This is a genomic window from Rhizobium sp. P1_E6, assembly GCF_056405875.1.
In genome coordinates, this window is sequence record NZ_JBFUBG010000003.1 from 63150 (window position 1) to 81973 (window position 18824).

Annotated in this window: 31 protein-coding genes and 1 pseudogene; 4 read left to right on the forward strand and 28 right to left on the reverse strand. The window is 58.5% G+C overall.

The features are described 5' to 3' along the window. Positions 1-295 precede the first annotated feature (295 nt). Positions 296-1243, forward strand: a complete 948-nt coding sequence (msrP, locus tag AC1D35_RS02965) for a protein-methionine-sulfoxide reductase catalytic subunit MsrP (protein ID WP_113309265.1) — start codon at positions 296-298, stop codon at positions 1241-1243. Then, entirely contained in the window at positions 1243-1905 is a 663-nt protein-coding gene (gene msrQ, locus AC1D35_RS02970) for a protein-methionine-sulfoxide reductase heme-binding subunit MsrQ (RefSeq protein ID WP_113297877.1), read from the forward strand. Before msrP ends, msrQ begins: the two co-directional genes overlap by 1 nt. Before the next feature lie 9 nt (positions 1906-1914). On the opposite strand, the gene AC1D35_RS02975 is transcribed toward msrQ, so the two are convergent. Continuing rightward, complete coding sequence (locus tag AC1D35_RS02975) at positions 1915-2340, reverse strand: ribosomal maturation YjgA family protein (protein WP_477837183.1); 426 nt, start codon at positions 2338-2340, stop codon at positions 1915-1917. Positions 2341-2482: 142 nt separating this feature from the next. Between AC1D35_RS02975 and AC1D35_RS02980 the strand changes: the two genes are divergently transcribed. Continuing rightward, positions 2483-3352: a DUF817 domain-containing protein gene (locus AC1D35_RS02980; RefSeq protein ID WP_113309266.1), complete on the forward strand. Its 870-nt coding sequence runs from the start codon at positions 2483-2485 to the stop codon at positions 3350-3352. Between the two features lie 97 nt (positions 3353-3449). Then, positions 3450-3822: pseudogene (locus AC1D35_RS02985) on the forward strand (VOC family protein). Between the two features lie 76 nt (positions 3823-3898). On the opposite strand, the gene rplQ reads toward AC1D35_RS02985, so the two are convergent. From rplQ to rpsJ, 27 genes are all read right to left on the reverse strand, one after another. Next, a complete protein-coding gene (gene rplQ / locus AC1D35_RS02990; protein ID WP_007812897.1) occupies positions 3899-4321 on the reverse strand; it encodes a 50S ribosomal protein L17 in 423 nt (140 codons plus the stop codon). 125 nt (positions 4322-4446) lie between these two features. After that, a complete protein-coding gene (locus tag AC1D35_RS02995; protein ID WP_007812895.1) occupies positions 4447-5457 on the reverse strand; it encodes a DNA-directed RNA polymerase subunit alpha in 1011 nt (336 codons plus the stop codon). Positions 5458-5554: 97 nt separating this feature from the next. Next, positions 5555-5944 carry a 30S ribosomal protein S11 gene (rpsK, locus tag AC1D35_RS03000; protein ID WP_003547577.1) on the reverse strand — a complete coding sequence of 130 codons (390 nt, stop codon included), beginning with the start codon at positions 5942-5944 and terminating at the stop codon, positions 5555-5557. Between the two features lie 133 nt (positions 5945-6077). Next, positions 6078-6446 (reverse strand): 30S ribosomal protein S13, encoded by a 369-nt coding sequence (gene rpsM, locus AC1D35_RS03005; RefSeq protein WP_113297881.1) that lies wholly within the window; start codon positions 6444-6446, stop codon positions 6078-6080. A gap of 219 nt (positions 6447-6665) precedes the next feature. Continuing rightward, positions 6666-7316 carry an adenylate kinase gene (locus AC1D35_RS03010; protein WP_113297882.1) on the reverse strand — a complete coding sequence of 217 codons (651 nt, stop codon included), beginning with the start codon at positions 7314-7316 and terminating at the stop codon, positions 6666-6668. Further along, positions 7313-8653, reverse strand: a complete 1341-nt coding sequence (gene secY / locus AC1D35_RS03015) for a preprotein translocase subunit SecY (RefSeq protein WP_113297883.1) — start codon at positions 8651-8653, stop codon at positions 7313-7315. Before secY ends, AC1D35_RS03010 begins: the two co-directional genes overlap by 4 nt. A 234-nt stretch (positions 8654-8887) precedes the next feature. Then, the gene (gene rplO, locus AC1D35_RS03020; protein ID WP_113309267.1) at positions 8888-9361 is read right to left on the reverse strand and encodes a 50S ribosomal protein L15; all 474 of its coding nucleotides are present in this window, start codon (positions 9359-9361) and stop codon (positions 8888-8890) included. 16 nt (positions 9362-9377) lie between these two features. Further along, a complete protein-coding gene (gene rpmD, locus AC1D35_RS03025; protein WP_113297885.1) occupies positions 9378-9587 on the reverse strand; it encodes a 50S ribosomal protein L30 in 210 nt (69 codons plus the stop codon). Between the two features lie 13 nt (positions 9588-9600). After that, positions 9601-10170, reverse strand: a complete 570-nt coding sequence (gene rpsE / locus AC1D35_RS03030; RefSeq protein ID WP_007812885.1) for a 30S ribosomal protein S5 — start codon at positions 10168-10170, stop codon at positions 9601-9603. 131 nt (positions 10171-10301) lie between these two features. Beyond that, on the reverse strand, positions 10302-10664 hold the full coding sequence (rplR, locus tag AC1D35_RS03035; protein ID WP_113297886.1) for a 50S ribosomal protein L18: 363 nt from the start codon (positions 10662-10664) through the stop codon (positions 10302-10304). A 12-nt stretch (positions 10665-10676) separates the two neighbouring features. Beyond that, positions 10677-11210: a 50S ribosomal protein L6 gene (gene rplF / locus AC1D35_RS03040; RefSeq protein WP_113297887.1), complete on the reverse strand. Its 534-nt coding sequence runs from the start codon at positions 11208-11210 to the stop codon at positions 10677-10679. Positions 11211-11251: 41 nt separating this feature from the next. Next, positions 11252-11650 carry a 30S ribosomal protein S8 gene (rpsH, locus tag AC1D35_RS03045; protein ID WP_113297888.1) on the reverse strand — a complete coding sequence of 133 codons (399 nt, stop codon included), beginning with the start codon at positions 11648-11650 and terminating at the stop codon, positions 11252-11254. A gap of 12 nt (positions 11651-11662) precedes the next feature. Beyond that, positions 11663-11968, reverse strand: a complete 306-nt coding sequence (gene rpsN, locus AC1D35_RS03050) for a 30S ribosomal protein S14 (protein WP_113297889.1) — start codon at positions 11966-11968, stop codon at positions 11663-11665. A 32-nt stretch (positions 11969-12000) separates the two neighbouring features. Next, positions 12001-12558, reverse strand: coding sequence for a 50S ribosomal protein L5 (rplE, locus tag AC1D35_RS03055; RefSeq protein ID WP_113297890.1), 558 nt, complete (start codon positions 12556-12558; stop codon positions 12001-12003). Beyond that, positions 12551-12859 carry a 50S ribosomal protein L24 gene (gene rplX / locus AC1D35_RS03060; protein ID WP_113297891.1) on the reverse strand — a complete coding sequence of 103 codons (309 nt, stop codon included), beginning with the start codon at positions 12857-12859 and terminating at the stop codon, positions 12551-12553. The genes rplE and rplX overlap by 8 nt, the downstream gene beginning before the upstream one ends. A 12-nt stretch (positions 12860-12871) precedes the next feature. Beyond that, a complete protein-coding gene (rplN, locus tag AC1D35_RS03065) occupies positions 12872-13240 on the reverse strand; it encodes a 50S ribosomal protein L14 (protein ID WP_003573790.1) in 369 nt (122 codons plus the stop codon). A gap of 261 nt (positions 13241-13501) precedes the next feature. Further along, the gene (gene rpsQ, locus AC1D35_RS03070) at positions 13502-13741 is read right to left on the reverse strand and encodes a 30S ribosomal protein S17 (protein ID WP_007812872.1); all 240 of its coding nucleotides are present in this window, start codon (positions 13739-13741) and stop codon (positions 13502-13504) included. Positions 13742-13752: 11 nt separating this feature from the next. Next, entirely contained in the window at positions 13753-13953 is a 201-nt protein-coding gene (rpmC, locus tag AC1D35_RS03075; protein ID WP_018115518.1) for a 50S ribosomal protein L29, read from the reverse strand. 12 nt (positions 13954-13965) lie between these two features. Then, on the reverse strand, positions 13966-14379 hold the full coding sequence (gene rplP, locus AC1D35_RS03080; RefSeq protein WP_003573792.1) for a 50S ribosomal protein L16: 414 nt from the start codon (positions 14377-14379) through the stop codon (positions 13966-13968). A gap of 38 nt (positions 14380-14417) precedes the next feature. Then, positions 14418-15152, reverse strand: a complete 735-nt coding sequence (rpsC, locus tag AC1D35_RS03085) for a 30S ribosomal protein S3 (protein ID WP_007812868.1) — start codon at positions 15150-15152, stop codon at positions 14418-14420. Further along, entirely contained in the window at positions 15152-15541 is a 390-nt protein-coding gene (rplV, locus tag AC1D35_RS03090) for a 50S ribosomal protein L22 (protein WP_018115519.1), read from the reverse strand. Before rplV ends, rpsC begins: the two co-directional genes overlap by 1 nt. A 2-nt stretch (positions 15542-15543) precedes the next feature. Then, positions 15544-15822 carry a 30S ribosomal protein S19 gene (gene rpsS / locus AC1D35_RS03095; protein ID WP_007531666.1) on the reverse strand — a complete coding sequence of 93 codons (279 nt, stop codon included), beginning with the start codon at positions 15820-15822 and terminating at the stop codon, positions 15544-15546. A gap of 15 nt (positions 15823-15837) precedes the next feature. Then, complete coding sequence (gene rplB, locus AC1D35_RS03100; RefSeq protein WP_113297892.1) at positions 15838-16674, reverse strand: 50S ribosomal protein L2; 837 nt, start codon at positions 16672-16674, stop codon at positions 15838-15840. Between the two features lie 10 nt (positions 16675-16684). Beyond that, positions 16685-16978, reverse strand: a complete 294-nt coding sequence (locus tag AC1D35_RS03105; RefSeq protein ID WP_007812862.1) for a 50S ribosomal protein L23 — start codon at positions 16976-16978, stop codon at positions 16685-16687. Further along, positions 16975-17595 (reverse strand): 50S ribosomal protein L4, encoded by a 621-nt coding sequence (rplD, locus tag AC1D35_RS03110; protein ID WP_007812861.1) that lies wholly within the window; start codon positions 17593-17595, stop codon positions 16975-16977. The genes AC1D35_RS03105 and rplD overlap by 4 nt, the downstream gene beginning before the upstream one ends. Before the next feature lie 13 nt (positions 17596-17608). Continuing rightward, on the reverse strand, positions 17609-18250 hold the full coding sequence (rplC, locus tag AC1D35_RS03115; protein WP_113297893.1) for a 50S ribosomal protein L3: 642 nt from the start codon (positions 18248-18250) through the stop codon (positions 17609-17611). Between the two features lie 33 nt (positions 18251-18283). After that, positions 18284-18592, reverse strand: a complete 309-nt coding sequence (gene rpsJ, locus AC1D35_RS03120; RefSeq protein ID WP_003547547.1) for a 30S ribosomal protein S10 — start codon at positions 18590-18592, stop codon at positions 18284-18286. Between the last annotated feature and the right edge of the window lie 232 nt (positions 18593-18824).

An 18824-nucleotide genomic window follows, 5' to 3' on the forward strand; every position in this document is an offset into this window, starting at 1 on the left:
AATGGTCTGGCGATGCGAGGCGGCAAAGGATTTGCGAAGGCCGGGCAGTCGCTGCTTTTTGGAATTGTCCTAATCCAATCGGCCCAAGCTGTCACTACCGGGAATGCCCAAAGCGGTACGGGCACCATCAAGCATATACGGATGCAAGGGCTCTTTTGTTACGGACTATTCCATCACGGACGAACACAAAAAATTGGCTTTTCGCCGCTAATATTCAGGGCATACACACTGATCCGAAACGCGCAATTTGCGTTTAAAGATTCACAAGGGCCGCCCCGCCCAAGAGGAATTCGATATGCCAAGCTATCGTCCGCCCAAAATCCGCTCCTCGGAAATCACACCGCGCGAGGTTTACCTGAAGCGCCGGGAGTTTCTCGGCGCGGCGACGCTCGGCGCCATGGCGCTCTATGGCGCTGGCAAGGCGAGCGCTGCGGCACTTTCGACTATCAAGAGCAATTATACGGTCGACGAAAAGCTGACGCCGATCAAGGACGTCACCACTTATAACAACTTCTATGAATTCGGCCTCGACAAAGGCGATCCGGCTGCACTTTCCGGTAAGTTCAAGCCGCTGCCCTGGACGATCAAGGTCGATGGCATGGTCAACAAACCCGGCACCTTCGACATCGAGACGCTGATGAAGGAATTCCCGATCGAGGACCGCACCTACCGCATGCGCTGCGTGGAAGCCTGGTCGATGGTCATTCCGTGGGACGGCTTTCCGCTTGCTTCACTTCTCGACAAGGTGGAGCCGCAGGGCAGCGCCAAATATGTCGCCTTCGAGACCATCGTGCGGCCGGAGGAAATGCCCGGTCAGGCCGGCTTCTTCCAGTCACTGGCCTGGCCCTATGTCGAGGGCCTTCGCATAGACGAGGCTCGCCATCCGCTGACGCTGCTTGCCGTCGGGCTCTATGGCGAGACGTTGCCGAACCAGAACGGCGCCCCGGTTCGCCTCGTCGTGCCGTGGAAATACGGTTTCAAGGGCATCAAGTCGATCGTGCGCATCACGCTCACCGATCAGCAGCCGAAGAATACCTGGCAGGTCACCAACCCGCAGGAATACGGCTTCTACGCCAACGTCAATCCAGCGGTTGATCACCCGCGCTGGAGCCAGGCGACAGAGCGGCGCATCGGCGAAAGCGGTTTCTTCGGCGCCAGCCGCCACCCCACCCTGCCCTTCAACGGCTATGCCGATGACGTGGCCAGCCTCTATTCCGGCATGGATCTAAAGGCGAATTTCTGATGGCGGCTTTTTCGTTCGCCATTCCGAAGCGCTGGCAGCCGGCTTCCGTCTGGCTGCTCTATGTCGTCGGGCTTATGCCCGCCGCCTGGACTTTCTATCTCGGCGCGACGGATCAGCTCGGCGCCGATCCGGTGAAGACCTTCGAGCTTTTCCTCGGCATATGGACCATCCGCTTCCTCATCCTGACACTGGCAGTTACCCCTGCCCGCGATCTCCTCGGCTGGAACTATCTGCGTTACCGCCGGGCGCTCGGCCTTCTGACCTTCTACTATGCTCTGATGCATTTCACCGTCTATATGGTGCTCGACCAGGCGCTTGATATCGCTGCCGTCATCGACGATGTGCTGAAGCGTCCCTTCATCATGTTTGGCATGGGTGCCCTTGCGATGCTCGTGCCGCTCGCCGTCACATCCAACAATTTCTCGATCCGCAGGCTCGGCAAGAACTGGATCTGGCTGCACCGCCTCATCTATATCATCGCGGCCTCAGCAGCGCTGCACTTTGCGCTGTCGACGAAAATCCTCGATCTCGAGCAGTATATCTACGTTGGCCTGGTCATCGCGCTGATCCTCTACCGCTCCTACAAGCCAATCGGGCGGAGCAGGAAAAAGGGTCAAGGACGATCAAGCCGCGCCCGCGCCGTGGCGTCATCGGCTTCGTAAAGGTCCGCTTTAAGGCCGCGAAGGTGATGATTTTCTATGCACTGGATCAAGCGCATACGCGGCCGCGATCCCGATAGCGTATGCCAGGATATTCCAGAGCGAGAATACCCGTCCCAGCAATAAGGCGCCTGCGGTCGTCAGTCGAAAGGCATCAAGCCAGGGCGAGTGATAGAGCCGAAACAGTTCGACGCAAATGGCGACAACCGTTGCCATGGCGGCAATTCCCGGGGGGCGAACTTTTGTGACGAAACCTGCAACAGCAGATGCCAACAGGAAATACACCATCGATCCCCAAAGCAGCGATCCGCCATACTTGACGACGACGAAGGGCAGCCCGACGGAATAGCCGAACCGCCGAAGCATCAAACCAAAAATGATGATCAGGAGTAGGGCCGCGAGGCGCTGGAACTGCGCGCCTTGAACCACTCTGCACAATTGCAATTGACCACCATCCTCTCGACTGATTTGGACGGCCTAACCGCGAAGCAGCAAATTATCAAGCCGTCGCTATCCCAGCGTAGTCGAGCCTGATAGCTTCCCGATACTTCGAAACGAGTCTGGGATCACTCGCAAGAACATGCCGAAAGTCGCCGCGCTTCAAGGATTACTCCCCCTACTGGACAAGCATCTGATCGACCGGCCGGCCGATCTTCCACGCAATGGCATCGAACGCTTCGTTGTCGAATTCTTCTATTTCGGCGTCAAGGAGGCTCGGGCCTGCCTCTTCGCAGGCCTGTTTTTTCTGTCGGTCTTCCTGGTTCCGCGTGCAGGCATCATCGGTATCCCGCGCTACGATCTGCTGCTGCTCATCGCTGTTGTAATCCAGGCCGGGATGGTCTGGGCAAAACTCGAAACTATCGATGAGTTGAAGGCGATCTCGGTCTTCCATGTGGTCGGTTTTGCACTGGAGGCCTTCAAGACGTCCGGCAGCATCCAGTCGTGGAGCTATCCGGATTTCGCCTATACGAAGCTCTTTGGTGTTCCGCTGTTTTCCGGCTTCATGTATGCGGCCGTCGGCAGCTATGTCATCCAGGCCTGGCGCCTGTTTGATCTGCGCGTCAGACACCATCCATCCTATTGGATGGCAGGATTCATGGCATTGGCGATCTACGTCAACTTCTTCACCCACCACTATATCGGCGATTACCGCTGGTACATCGCCGCCTGCACGCTCGGTCTTTATGCGCGCACCACGGTCATCTTCAGGCCCTATGATCAAGACCGCAAGATGCCCCTGCTTCTCGCCTTCGTCCTGATCGGCTTCTTCATCTGGCTCGCAGAGAATATCAGCACCTTCTTCGGCGTGTGGCGCTATCCAAACCAGATCGGCGCGTGGTCGACCGTGCATATCGGCAAATGGACTTCGTGGTGTCTGCTGGTGATCATGACCTTTACGATCGTTGCGAACCTCAAGCATATCAAACACAAGATCCACGTGCCTGAATGAATTTCCGAAAACGGGCAGAGAACCAGGATATGTGCGGAGCGAACGCCGGACCGGCTTTTATCTCGCCATTCCTGTCAACTCATAGGGAGCGCCAAGCTTGATTGACCATATCCCGTCTCTGTAAGCGATCTCACAAAGAGCAGGCTCTTTTACCAAAGCGCCTTCGCGCCTTTGGGATACACATTGAAGGAGAAAGTGTTCTGGGCCTTCGATATAGGCAATGGCTGCCTGTTCGAAATCCAGCAGGCCGATAGCACCCCGCCTTTGACGCGCGTCCACGTCGCCTTTCGAGCCGGCAACAGGCGGAGGTCGAGTCGTTCTATCAAGGCGCTCTTGCAGCCGGCGCGCGGGACAATGGCGCACCTGGCCCGCGCCCGGACTACGCGCCCGATTATTATGCCTGCTTTATCCTCGATCCCGATGGCGACAATATCGAAGCCATGATCAATCAACCGCTTGTCAAAGCTTGAACAGAAGCGGGCTCAAACGCACAAACGCAAAAAGCCGGGCAAAGCCCGGCTTTCCTGTTCCCGTAAGCGGAAAATGTTAGGCAGCGACAGACTGCTCTTCAGCAGCGACGCGAGCCTTGTCGGCTGCACCCTTTGCATAGGTGTCGCGGTCAACGAATTCGATGACGGCGAGAGCAGCGTTGTCGCCCTGGCGGAAGCCGGCCTTCATGATACGCAGGTAGCCGCCATTGCGGGTTGCGTAGCGCGAGGCGATCGTGTCGAACAGCTTGTTGACGACGACAGCGTCCTTGATCTGCGAGATCGCCTGACGACGAGCGTGCAGGTCGCCGCGCTTGCCGAGGGTGACGAGCTTCTCGACGATCGGACGGATTTCCTTGGCCTTCGGCAGGGTCGTGACGATCTGCTCGTGGGTGATGAGCGAAGCCGCCATGTTGGCGAACATCGCCTTGCGGTGGCTTGCAGTTCTATTCAGCTTGCGGCCGGCTTTACCATGGCGCATTGCTATTCTCCTTTAATGCAGGTGCCCTTACGCTAACTGGGCCTGCCGTTTCCTGGCACATGCAGGCGATAGGCCTGCTGTTTGACGGGGAAAGGCAGCCGTAAAAAGCCTGCCTTTTTTGTTTCTTAATACTGGTCTTCGTAGCGCTTGGCGAGATCTTCGATGTTCTCGGGCGGCCATGCAGGCACTTCCATGCCGAGGTGCAGGCCCATGGAAGCGAGAACTTCCTTGATCTCGTTAAGCGACTTGCGACCAAAGTTCGGGGTGCGGAGCATTTCTGCTTCGGTCTTCTGAATGAGGTCGCCGATGTAGACGATATTGTCGTTCTTCAGGCAGTTTGCCGAACGAACGGACAGCTCGAGTTCGTCCACCTTCTTGAGGAGTGCCGGGTTGAAGGCCAGTTCGGTGACTGCCTCTTCCTCGGTTTCCTTCTGCGGTTCGTCGAAGTTGACGAAGACGCCAAGCTGGTCCTGCAGGATGCGAGCCGCGAAAGCGACGGCATCTTCGCCGGAGATAGAGCCATCGGTTTCGATGGACATGGTCAGCTTGTCGTAGTCGAGAACCTGTCCTTCGCGGGTGTTTTCAACCTTGTAGGACACCTTCTTGACCGGCGAGTAGAGGCTGTCGACCGGGATAAGACCGATCGGAGCATCTTCCGCACGATTGCGCTCAGCCGGGACGTAGCCCTTGCCGTTGTTGACGGTGAACTCCATGCGGATTTCGGCACCCTCGTCGAGCGTGCAGATCACATGCTCGGGGTTGAGGATTTCGATATCGCCGACCGTCTGGATGTCGCCAGCCGTTACAACACCCGGACCCTGCTTGCGCACAACCATGCGCTTGGCATCGTCGCCATCCATCTTGATGGCGATTTCCTTGATGTTGAGTACGATGTCCGTAACGTCCTCGCGAACGCCCGGGATCGACGAGAACTCATGCAGCACGCCATCGATCTGCACGGCCGTAACAGCGGCACCGCGCAAAGAGGAGAGCAGAACGCGACGCAGCGCGTTGCCGAGGGTGAGGCCGAAGCCACGCTCAAGCGGCTCTGCAACGAGAGTCGCCTTGGTGCGCGAGCTCGAAGAGAACTCCACCTTGTTCGGCTTGATCAGTTCCTGCCAGTTCTTCTGAATCATGATTTTGCCTTCCGTTCGTTGCCACTATCCAATCGTGACAACCGAGCTTGAAAACCACCGGGAGCGCTGAGGCGCTCACCGGTGACGATAGCGATGATCAGACGCGGCGCTTCTTGCGCGGACGGCAGCCATTGTGCGGGATCGGGGTCACGTCGCGAATGGACGTAATCATGAAACCGGCAGCCTGGAGCGCGCGCAGAGCCGATTCACGGCCGGAACCCGGACCGCAGACTTCGACTTCCAGCGACTTCATGCCGTGTTCCTGGGCCTTCTTGGCGCAGTCTTCGGCAGCGATCTGAGCAGCAAACGGGGTCGACTTGCGCGAGCCCTTGAAGCCCTTGGCGCCAGCAGACGACCAGGCAATTGCATTGCCCTGCGCGTCAGTGATCGTGATCATCGTGTTGTTGAAGGTCGAGTTGACGTGAGCGACACCCGACGAGATGTTCTTGCGCTCGCGACGGCGAACGCGGACGGCTTCCTTAGCCATGGTATTCCTTTCGTTGATCTCTTCACCGCCGTAATCCCAGCGGCTACACCGGAACGGCACCTGTACGGCCCCGCTCCAAACTCAAAAGAGGCCGGCGCAGACCGCCAGCCTCCCCACTCCGGTTTCCCGGAAATTACTTCTTCTTACCAGCGATCGCCTTTGCCGGACCCTTGCGGGTGCGAGCATTGGTGTGCGTGCGCTGACCGCGGACCGGAAGGCCACGACGGTGACGCAGGCCGCGGTAGCAGCCGAGATCCATCAAGCGCTTGATGTTCATCGAGGTTTCACGACGAAGATCACCCTCGACCTGATAGTCACGGTCAATGGTTTCACGGATCTGAAGAACTTCAGCATCCGTGAGCTGATGAACACGGCGATCAGCCGGAATACCGACCTTCTCGACGATTTCCTGCGCGAATTTCTGTCCGATCCCGTGAATATAGGTCAGCGCGATGACAACGCGCTTTGCAGTCGGGATGTTGACGCCAGCGATACGTGCCACGCCTGTTCTCCTTGCATTCCAGTTGCCATCCGGCAATAGGGCTTCGTTATGCAGCCAAAGGCCGCTCGTTCAAATTCGGGTTCGTAACATCGCAAAACGACCGAACCCGGATTTCCTTCGGGAAATCCGCGCCGATCGCAGGGAATGTCGCGAGTTGGCGCGGTTTAACGGAATCAGTGCAAAAAAGCAACCGCTCCCGCGAAGTTTATTTTCAAAGCTTTAAAGCTTGGAAAGGATGCCTTCGATTTCGGCCGTAACCTGATCGATCTCGGCCATGCCGTCCACGGACGTGAGTTTGCCCTTGGCGTAATAGTAGCCGATCAGCGGCGAGGTTTCCTTGTAGTAGACCTCGAGGCGCTTGGTCATGGTCTCGGCATTGTCGTCGGGACGACGCTTGAAGTGGGTAGAACCGCACTTGTCGCAAACCCCTTCCTTGACCGGGACCTTGTCCGTGTCGTGATAGACCGTGCCGCACTGAGCGCAGGAATAGCGGCCAGCCACGCGGCGGACCAACTCCTTGTCGTCCACACGAAATTCGATGACGACCGAAAGGTCCATGCCCTTGGCCTTGAGCATCACCTCTGTCGCATCCGCCTGCACGAGCGTGCGAGGGAAACCGTCGAGGATGAAGCCATTGGCGCAATCGGGCTGATCGATTCGCTCAGAGACGATGGCGTTGACGATCTCGTCCGAGACAAGATTTCCGGCGTCCATGACAGCCTTGGCGCGCTTGCCGACTTCAGTACCGGCCTGAACGGCGGCGCGCAACATGTCACCCGTGGAAAGCTGCGGAATGCCGTGCTTTTCCACGATCCGCTGGGCCTGGGTCCCCTTACCCGCGCCCGGCGGCCCCAAAAGTATAAGTCTCATCGCCCCCTCTTTCCTCCACGCAACTTCGATTTCTTGATCAGGCCTTCGTACTGCTGTGCGATCAGATGGCCCTGGATCTGCGCCACCGTATCAAGAGTTACGCTAACCACGATCAAAAGCGAAGTCCCACCAAGGGCTAATGGAATGCCGGTTTGCGACACCAGAATCTCGGGGAGGATGCAGACGAAGACGAGATAGATAGCGCCGATCACCGTGATACGGGTCAGCACATAGTCGATATACTCAGCGGTGCGGTCACCCGGACGAATGCCGGGGATGAAGCCGCCATGTTTCTTCAGATTGTCGGCCGTATCCTTCGGATTGAAGACAATGGCCGTGTAGAAGAAGGCGAAGAAGGCGATGAGGCCCGCATAGAGCAGCATATAAAGCGGCTGGCCATGGCCGAGGGCAGCAACGATAGAGGTGGCCCAGGCAGGCATCGCTGTCGTGGCGGCAAAACCTGCGATCGTCGCGGGCAAAAGCAGCAACGAGGACGCAAAGATTGCCGGGATGACGCCCGAAGTGTTCAGTTTCAGCGGCAGGTGCGAGGTATCGCCCTGGAACATCCGGTTGCCGACCTGGCGCTTCGGATATTGGATCAGCAGACGGCGCTGCGCACGCTCGACGAAGACGATGACGGCGATGACCGCGATCGCGACAACGATGACGAGCAGAATGAGGCTCGTCGACAGCGCACCGGTACGGCCGAGTTCCAACGTGCCGGCAAGAGCGGTCGGAAGACCGGCTGCAATTCCTGCGAAAATGATAAGCGAAATACCGTTGCCGATGCCGCGCGAGGTGATCTGTTCACCGAGCCACATCAGGAACATGGTGCCGCCGAGCAGAGTCAGGACGGTCGAAATTTTGAAGAACCAACCCGGATCGACAACAAGGCCGTTGCCGCTCTCGAGACCGACAGCAATGCCGTAGGCCTGCAGCGCGCCGAGGATGACCGTGCCATAGCGGGTGTACTGGTTGATGATCTTGCGGCCCTGCTCGCCTTCCTTCTTCAGATTTTCGAGCGCCGGCACGACCGAGGTCATGAGCTGCACGATGATCGAAGCGGAGATGTAGGGCATGATGCCGAGCGCGAAGATCGCCATGCGCTGCACCGCGCCGCCCGAGAACATGTTGAAGAGACCAAGAATGCCGCCGGCCTGACCCTGGAATGCCTGGGCGTAGGCCTGCGGATTAAGGCCTGGAAGCGGAATATGGGTGCCCAGCCGGTAGACGAGGAGAGCTGCCAGTGTGAACCACAGGCGCTTCTTAAGATCCTCGGCCTTGGCGAAGGTCGAAAAGTTGAGGTTTGAGGCCAGTTGTTCCGCTGCAGAAGCCATGCGATTCTCCGCGCTACCAATTCCGGCGCTCTCGAATTGGCCGGCACCGGAATCAGTATGAATTTCTTTTAAAAACCGGGCCTTGGACGGATTGCTGGCGCAACCCTGTGCCTCACCCTTGTTTTCAGTCTTACCGCACCGACGCGAGCCGCGTCCAAGCAGGTTTAATGAGGCTCACATATGGGAGCAAAATCGCCCGGTGTGAAGCACCCCGGGCGATATATCATGTGTTTATTATTCTGCCGCTGCGGCAGAAAGAAGCGTTATCTTGCCGCCGGCCTTTTCGATCTTCTCGACGGCAGACTTGGAAGCGCCTGCAACTTCGAGCGTGACCTTAGCCTTGAGCTCGCCATCGGACAGAACGCGAACGCCGTCCTTCGGGCGACGGATGACGCCGGCAGCCTTCAGAGCAGCCGCATCGATCGTTGCCTTCGCGTCCAGCTTGCCGGCATCGACGGCAGCCTGGATGCGTGCGAGCGATACGACAACGTAGTCGGCTGCGAAGATGTTGGTGAAGCCACGCTTCGGCAGGCGACGGTAGATGGGCATCTGACCGCCTTCGAAGCCGTTGATGGCAACGCCCGAACGGGACTTCTGACCCTTTACACCACGACCACCGGTCTTACCGGAGCCCGAGCCGATACCGCGGCCGAGGCGCTTGCGGCTATGGGTAGAGCCTTCGTTATCCTTGATTTCATTGAGTTTCATGAGCTTTACTCCGGACTCACTTCTCGTCGACGACGCGAACGAGATGCTGGACTGCACGGATCATGCCACGAACGGCTGGAGTGTCTTCCAGCGTGCGGCGGCGGTGCATCTTGTTCAGTCCGAGACCGATCAGCGTACGCTGCTGGACGTCCGGACGGCGAATCGGGCTGCCGACCTGTTCGATCGTAACAGTCTTCGCTTCAGCCTTCTTGGTAGCCTTGGCCATTGGTCAGCTCCTCTTATTCTTCAGAGGCGTTGCCGGAAGCGGCACGGCGAGCCTGGAGCGTAGCATACTTGATGCCGCGCTGGGCTGCGATGTCCTTCGGGTGAACCTGGTGCTTCAGAGCGTCGAAGGTGGCGCGAACCATGTTGTAAGGGTTCGACGAACCGGTCGACTTGGCGACGACGTCGTGGACGCCGAGCGTTTCGAAAACGGCGCGCATCGGACCACCGGCGATGATACCGGTACCAACCTTGGCCGAGCGCAGCAGAACCTTGCCGGCGCCATGACGGCCATGGACGTCGTGATGCAGCGTACGGCCGTCACGCAGCGGTACGAAGATCAGCTCGCGCTTGGCGGCTTCGGTTGCCTTGCGGATGGCTTCCGGCACTTCACGTGCCTTGCCATGGCCGAAGCCGACGCGGCCCTTCTGGTCGCCAACGACGACGAGTGCTGCGAAACCAAAACGACGGCCGCCCTTGACGACCTTGGCGACGCGGTTGATCGCGACAAGCTTGTCGACGAATTCGCTATCGCGCTCTTCGCGGCTCTGGCGGTCTTCCCGCTGCGGCCTTCTTTCCTGTGCCATTGTCCTCTTCCTTTTTCTTTTCCGGGTGCAATCGGCAAACAAAACGAGGACCGCATCGTCTTCCTCAAGGGAACGGTTTGCGGTCCGGTGAAATCCGGCCGAGGCTTAAAAAGCCTTCGGCCGGAAACTGATTAGAAGGTCAGGCCGCTTTCGCGGGCTGCATCTGCCAGGGCCTTGATGCGGCCGTGATAGATGAAGGCGCCACGGTCGAAAACGACCTCAGTGACACCTGCCTTGGAGGCGCGCTCAGCAACGAGCTTGCCGACGAGGGCTGCTGCTGCTGTGTCGGCACCGGTCTTCAGAGAACCGCGCAGATCCTTGTCGAGGGTCGATGCAGCGGCAAGAGTCTTGCCGGCAACATCGTCGATGACCTGAGCGTAGATGTTCTTCGAGGAGCGATGAACCGACAGGCGCGGACGGCCATTGGCCACCGACTTGAGATGACGGCGCACGCGGTTGGCACGACGTGCAAGTGCTTCTTTCCTGCTAGCCATTTCGCGTGATCCTTACTTCTTCTTGCCTTCTTTGCGGACAATCCGCTCTTCGGCATACTTGACGCCCTTGCCCTTGTAGGGCTCCGGACCGCGGTATTCGCGGATCTCGGCGGCGACCTGGCCGACCTGCTGCTTGTTGATGCCGGTGACGATAATTTCCGTCGGCTTCGGTACAGCGATCGTGATGCCCTGCGGCGGTTCGTAGACCACGTCGTGGCTGAAACCGAGAGCCAGCTGCAGGTTCTTGCCCTGCAGGGAGGCACGGTAACCAACGCCGTTGATTTCGAGCTTGCGCTCGTAGCCGTCCTTGACGCCCTTGAAGATGTTTTCGATCATCGTGCGGGACATGCCCCACTTCGAACGAGCATCCTTCGTCTGGCTGAGCGGCGTTACGACGACCGCATTGTTTTCAAGCTTGAGGCTGATTTCGTCGTTTGCGACGAAGAACAGCTCGCCCTTCGGGCCCTTCGCAGTAACCTTCTGGCCATCGACCGTAGCCGTGATCCCAGCAGGTACCTGAACGGGCTTCTTACCGATACGAGACATGTTTCAATCCTGTCTGTTCGCTATGGAGACCCTGCGCAGTCTTAGAAGACCGAGCAGAGAACCTCGCCACCAACGTTCTGTTCGCGAGCCTGGTGATCGGCCATCACACCCTTCGGAGTCGAAAGGATGGTGATGCCGAGGCCGTTCGCGACCTGCGGAATGGACTTGACCGAGACATAAACCCGGCGGCCCGGCTTGGACACACGGCCGATCTCACGGATCACCGATGCGCCTTCATAGTACTTCAGTTCGATGTTCAGTTCCGACTTGCCGTTGCCGAAATCGACGACGGAGTAGCCACGGATGTAGCCTTCGGACTGGAGGACATCGAGAACACGTGCACGGAGCCTGGAAGCAGGCGTCGAAACCGACGACTTGCGACGCGAAGCACCGTTACGGATACGGGTGAGCATATCGCCCAACGGATCAGTCATTGTCATCTAACCTGCTCCTTACCAGCTCGACTTGACGATGCCCGGCACCTTGCCGAGATTGCCCAGTTCACGTAGCGCGATACGCGACATACGCAGTTTACGGTAATAAGCGCGCGGACGACCGGACACTTCGCAACGGTTGCGAATGCGGGTCTTCGATCCGTCGCGCGGCAGGGATGCCAGCTTGATCGAGGCCTTGAACCGCTCTTCGATCGGAAGAGCCTGGTTCATGATGATCGCCTTCAGGGCAGCACGCTTGCTGGCCTGGTTTGCGACCGTAGTACGGCGGCGCTTGTTCTTTTCAACTGCGCTTGTCTTCGCCATGTCAGGTTCCTTTTCTACGCTCGTCGTTACGGTTACTGACGGAACGGGAAGCTGAACTCCGTGAGGAGTGCGCGAGCTTCGTCGTCGGTCGTGGCCGTCGTGCAAACGATGATGTCCATGCCCCACATCTGATCAACCTTGTCGTAGTTGATTTCAGGGAACACAATGTGCTCCTTGATGCCCATGGCAAAGTTGCCACGGCCGTCAAAGCTCTTCGGGTTCAGGCCGCGGAAGTCGCGAACGCGCGGAAGCGCGATGTTGACCAGGCGATCCAGGAACTCGTACATGCGGGCGCCGCGCAGGGTGACCTTCGCGCCGATCGGCATGTGTTCGCGGACCTTGAAGCCAGCGATAGAGTTGCGTGCACGGGTGATGACCGGCTTCTGGCCAGCAATGGCAGCCAGGTCGGCAGCAGCAACGGTCGGCTTCTTCGAGTCAGCCGTGGCTTCGCCCACACCCATGTTGATAACGATCTTGTCGAGCTTCGGGATCATCATCTCGTTGGCGTAGGAGAACTTCTCCTGCATCGCCTTACGGATCCGCTCGACATATTCCTTCTTGAGCCGCGGCTCGTACTTTGCCTCAGCCATCGATCACTTCTCCCGAACGCTTGGCCACGCGGACCTTCTTGCCGTCAACAACCTTGAAGCCGACGCGGGTCGGCTTGCCGTCCTTGTCGATGATCGAGACGTTGGACAGGTGAACCGAAGCTTCCTTGGAAATAATCCCGGCTTCCTGGGTCTGCGTCTGGCGCTGGTGGCGCTTTACGAGGTTTACGCCGCGAACGACGGCGCGATCTTCCTTCGGCAGGACCTGAAGGACTTCGCCAGTGCGGCCCTTGTCCTTGCCTGCGAGCATGACGACCTTGTCGCCCTTACGAATCTTTTGCATCGTTCCCGCTCCTTACAGTACTTCGGGAGCCAGCGAGATGATCTTCATGTGGTTCTTCGCACGCAATTCGCGCGGAACCGGTCCGAAGATACGGGTGCCGATCGGCTCTTTCTTGTTGTCGATGAGGACTGCTGCATTCGTGTCGAAGCGGATGACAGAGCCATCCGGACGACGGATGTCCTTGGCGGTACGAACGACAACCGCCTTCATCACGTCACCCTTCTTCACACGGCCGCGCGGAATAGCTTCCTTGATCGAAACGACGATGACGTCGCCGATCGAGGCATACTTGCGCTTCGAGCCGCCCAGCACCTTGATGCACATGACACGACGGGCGCCGGAATTATCCGCGACGTCGAGGTTTGTTTGCATCTGAATCATATCAGGTCGCCTTCTTGTTCTTACCGGAATGGTTGGGCAATGCCCCCTCTCCCGGCTTATGAGAATTCTCTACCGGCCGCTCGTCGTGAGGACAGCGAAAACACGGCAATAGCTTGAATAGCGCGGGATAGATCGTTGCCAGGGTGGTTTCCCAGATGGGACCTTCCGTGCGCTTAAAGCAAAAGAACGCCCGGCATTCGAGCGTTCCGACGCTGCTTCATACAGAAATTTCCGCGAGACGCAAGGCCTCGCGTGAAATTCTTACTTGGCCTGGGCGGCAATAACCGTCCAGCGCTTGTCCTTGGAGATCGGTGCGCACTCCTCGATGGAGACGATATCGCCGATCTTGTACTGGTTGTTTTCGTCGTGGGCCTTGTACTTCTTGGAGCGACGAACGGTCTTCTGGAGCAGCGGATGAGCGAAACGACGCTCAACGCGAACTACGACAGTCTTCTCGTTCTTGTCACCAACCACGACGCCCTGCAGAATGCGCTTCGGCATGTTTTTTTCCTTTAGGCCTTTGCTTCTGCCGCCTTCTGGCGGGCAATGGTTTTGACGCGGGCGATGTCCTTGCGGACTTCGTTGATGCGCGAGGTCTTCTCAAGCTGGTTCGTCGCCTTCTGGAAGCGCAGGTTGAACTGCTCCTTCTTCAGGTCGGCGAGCTTGTCCTTGAGCTGGTCGGCCGTGAGGCCGCGTACTTCTTCGGCTTTCATCGTGCCTTCTCCTTACTCTGCGATGCGCTGTACAAAGCGCGTCTTGACCGAGAGCTTGGCCGAGCCGAGGCGAAGCGCTTCACGCGCGATTTCCTCGGAGACACCGTCGATCTCGAACATCATACGACCGGGCTTGACCTTGCATGCCCAGTATTCCACGGAACCCTTACCCTTACCCATACGGACTTCGGTGGGCTTTGCGGTTACCGGAACGTCCGGGAACACGCGGATCCAAACACGGCCGGCGCGCTTCATGTAACGCGTGATCGCGCGGCGGGCCGCTTCGATTTCACGTGCGTTAACGCGGTTCGGCTCCTGAGCCTTCAGGCCGAATTCGCCGAAGGCCAGATCAGAACCACCCTTGGCTACGCCCTTGATGCGGCCCTTGAACTGCTTGCGGTACTTAGTACGCTTTGGCTGCAACATTTTCTTACTTCTCCGAGCTTATCTTTCGCCAGCGCTAATTACGCGTTATCGCGTTCGCGGCGACGATCGCCACGGTCGCGTTCGCGGCTTGCCGGACCCTGTGCGTCGCCTTCCAGCGCGCGACGTTCGGAAGCCATCGGATCGTGCTCAAGGATTTCGCCCTTGAAGATCCAGACCTTGATGCCGCAGATACCGAATGCGGTTTCGGCTTCAGCCGTACCGTAGTCGATGTCGGCGCGCAGGGTGTGCAGCGGAACGCGGCCTTCGCGGTACCATTCCGTACGAGCGATTTCTGCACCACCGAGACGGCCGGCGCAGGTGATCTTGATGCCTTCGGCACCAAGACGCATCGCGGACTGAACGGCGCGCTTCATGGCGCGACGGAAAGCCACGCGGCGCTCGAGCTGCTGGGCGATCGACTGAGCGACGAGTGTCGCGTCGATTTCCGGCTTGCGCACTTCAACGATGTTGAGGTGCGTTTCGGAATTTGTCATTTCCGACAGCTTCTTGCGGAGCTTGTCGATGTCGGCGCCCTTGCGGCCGATGATCAGGCCCGGACGGGCCGAGTGGATCGTGACGCGGCACTTCTTGTGCGGGCGCTCGATAACCACCTTGGAGATACCGGCCTGCTTCAGTTCGCTCATGACGAACTTCCGCATCTTCAGGTCTTCGTGCAGGAGCTGACCGTATTCGGCATTGTCCGCGAACCAGCGGCTATCCCAAGTACGGTTGATGCCAAGACGGAAACCAATAGGATTGATTTTCTGACCCATTATGCGGCCTCCTCTTGTGCCTGCACTTCACGAACGACGATCGTCAGGTGAGCGAACGGACGTTCGATGCGCGATGCGCGGCCACGGCCACGAGCGTGGAAGCGCTTCATGACGATCGACTTGCCGACATAAGCCTCGGCGACGACGAGAGCATCGACGTCGAGGTCATGGTTGTTTTCAGCGTTGGCGATCGCAGATTCGAGCGTCTTCTTGACGGCGCCTGCAATGCGCTTGCGGGAGAATTCCAGCTCAGCGAGTGCACGCTCGACCTTCTTGCCGCGGATGGCCGCAGCAACCAGGTTAAGCTTCTGGGGGCTGACACGAAGCGTGCGGGCGACTGCCTGCGCTTCGTTGTCCTTGAGCCGGCGTTCTGTTTTTGCCTTGCCCATCGTTACTTCCTCTTTGCCTTCTTGTCCGCGCCGTGACCGTAATAGGTCCGGGTCGGAGAGAATTCACCGAACTTGTGACCGACCATGTCTTCATTGACGCTGACCGGAACATGCTTGCTGCCGTTGTAGACGCCGAAGGTGAGACCGACGAACTGCGGCAGGATCGTGGAGCGACGGCTCCAGATCTTGATTACTTCTGCGCGTCCGCCTTCACGAACCTTCTCAGCCTTCTTGAGAAGATAGCCGTCAACGAACGGACCTTTCCATACTGAACGAGCCATTGGAGACTTCCTCTCTTACTTCTTACGCTGATGACGCGAGCGCATAATCATCTTGTCGGTCGACTTGTTCGACCGGGTGCGCTTGCCCTTGGTCGGCTTGCCCCACGGAGAAACCGGGTGACGACCACCAGAGGTGCGGCCTTCACCACCGCCGTGCGGGTGGTCGACCGGGTTCATGACGACACCGCGGTTATGCGGACGCTTGCCGCGCCAAACAGTACGACCGGCCTTGCCGTCGTTGATGTTGGCATGGTCAGGGTTCGACACTGCACCGATCGAAGCAAGGCAGGTGCCGTGCACTAGACGCTGTTCGCCCGAGTTCAGGCGAAGGATCGCCATGCCCTGGTCGCGGCCGACGAGCTGTGCGTAGGAACCGGCGGAGCGGGCAATCTGACCGCCCTTGCCCGGCTTCATTTCCACATTGTGGATGATGGAGCCGACCGGGATGTACTGCAGCGGCATCGTGTTGCCGGGCTTGACGTCAACAACCTTGTCGGAAGCGATGACCTTGTCGCCAGCAGCAAGACGCTGCGGAGCGATGATGTAGGCCTGTTCGCCATCGGCGTATTTGATGAGCGCGATGTAAGCCGTACGGTTCGGGTCGTATTCGATACGCTCGACAGTGCCTTCGACGTCGAACTTGCGACGCTTGAAGTCGATGATGCGATAGGTACGCTTGTGACCGCCGCCGATGAAGCGGGCCGTGATGCGGCCGAGGTTGTTACGACCGCCGCTCTTGGTCAGACCTTCCGTCAGCGCCTTAACCGGCTTGCCCTTGTAGAGGCCAGAACGGTCGACGATGACCAGCTGGCGCTGGCTCGGGGTCGTCGGATTGAATGTTTTCAATGCCATTTTTTTATCCTCAGAGACCGGTGGAGACGTCGATCGTCTGGCCTTCGGCCAACGTCACGACAGCCTTCTTCACGTCCTGCTGCTTGCCGACAAAACCGCGGAAACGCCGGGTCTTGCCCTTGCGCAGCAGAGTGTTGACGGCGGTAACCTTGACGCCGAAGAGCGCCTCGACTGCAGCCTTGATTTCCGGCTTCGTCGCCTTCTTGGCGACATTGAAAACAACCTGGTTGTTTTCCGATACCAGCGTGGACTTTTCGGTGATCGCAGGAGAAACGATCACATCGTAGTGGCGGAGATCGGTCACTTGAATCGCTCCTCTAGCGCTTCAACGGCAGCCTTGGAAAGCACGAGCTTGCCGCGGCGGACGATGTCGTAAACGTTGATGCCCTGGATCGGCAGAACATCGATGTTCGGGATGTTCTGGGCAGCGAGCTTGAAGTTACCGTCGAGCTCGGCGCCGCCGATGAAGAGGGCGTTGGTGAGGCCCAGCGTTGCGAATACGCCGGCCAGAGCCTTCGTCTTTGCTTCGTTGGCGACCAGATCATCAATGATGATCAGTTCGTCTGCCTTGATCTTGGCGGACAGCGCGTGACGCAGGCCGAGTGCGCGAACCTTCTTCGGAAGGTCGTGTTCGTGGCTGCGAGCAACCGGGCCGTGGGCCTTACCACCACCGCGGAACTGCGGAGCACGAGCCGAATGGTGACGAGCGCGGCCCGTACCCTTCTGCTTGTACATCTTGGCGCCGGTGCGCCAGACGTCTGCGCGGCCCTTTGCCTGGTGCGTGCCCTGCTGCTTCTTAGCAAGCTGCCAGCGGATAACGCGGGCGAGAATATCTTCGCGGGGCTCAAGGCCGAAAATCGCTTCCGAAAGGGAAACCTTCCCAGCGTCTTTTCCCTCGAGGGTCTTGACGTTCAATTCCATTGGTCTGGCTCCCTTACTTCGCTGCCGACTTGACGGCGTCGCGCACGATGATCCAGGCACCCTTGGAACCGGGTACTGCACCCTTGATCAGGATCAGACCGCGATCTTCGTCGGTCGAAACGACTTCAAGGTTCTGCGTCGTCACGCGCGTCTGGCCCATGTGACCAGCCATCTTCTTGTTCTTGAAAACCTTGCCCGGATCCTGGCGCGAACCTGTCGAACCATGCGAGCGGTGCGAAACAGACACACCGTGCGTGGCGCGCAGACCGCCGAAGCCGTGGCGCTTCATGGCGCCGGCAAAGCCCTTACCGATCGTCGTGCCTGTGACATCGACGAGCTGGCCAGCAGCAAAGTGATCAGCCTTGATCTCAGTACCAATGTCGAGCAGGTGGTCTTCCGAAACACGGAATTCCTGCAGCTTGGCCTTGGGCTCAACGTTAGCGACGGCAAAGTTGCCGCGCATGGCCTTGGACGTGTTCTTTACCTTGGCCTGGCCAGCACCGAGCTGAAGCGCGGTATAGCCATTCTTTTCTACGGTGCGCTGGGCCACGACCTGGCAGCTTTCCAAACGCAGTACCGTTACCGGGACATGCTCGCCGGCGTCGTTGTAGACGCGGGTCATTCCCACCTTCTGTGCAATCACACCTGAACGCATCGGTTCAATCCTTCCAACTCAGCTCGAGCAAGCTCAGAGCTTGATCTCAACATCGACACCTGCGGCGAGATCGAGCTTCATCAGCGCGTCTACCGTCTGCGGGGTCGGATCTACGATGTCGAGCAGGCGCTTATGCGTGCGCATCTCGAACTGTTCGCGGCTCTTCTTGTCGATGTGCGGGGACCGGTTGACCGTAAACTTCTCGATGCGGGTCGGAAGCGGAACGGGGCCCCGGACGCTAGCACCGGTGCGCTTCGCCGTCGACACGATCTCGCGCGTGGAAGCATCGAGAATCCGGTGATCGAACGCCTTCAGGCGAATGCGGATATTTTGGCCGTTCATTCGACGTTATCCTTGTGTTTGTTTTCCACATGTCTTTGGGCAAGACACGGGTTGTTCTTTCTTCCTAAGGCGGACCACCGGTTTCAAAGATCGAGAGAGACGCCTGTTACGGCATCCCTATCCACTCTTCAGGGCCTTTTGACCCACCTTATTGTTTCTTTAGTCGCCGCTTCGTCTACCAAAGCGGTACGCAAATCGCGCTCGCGCGCCATTTGCAACATTTCTGTGTAAT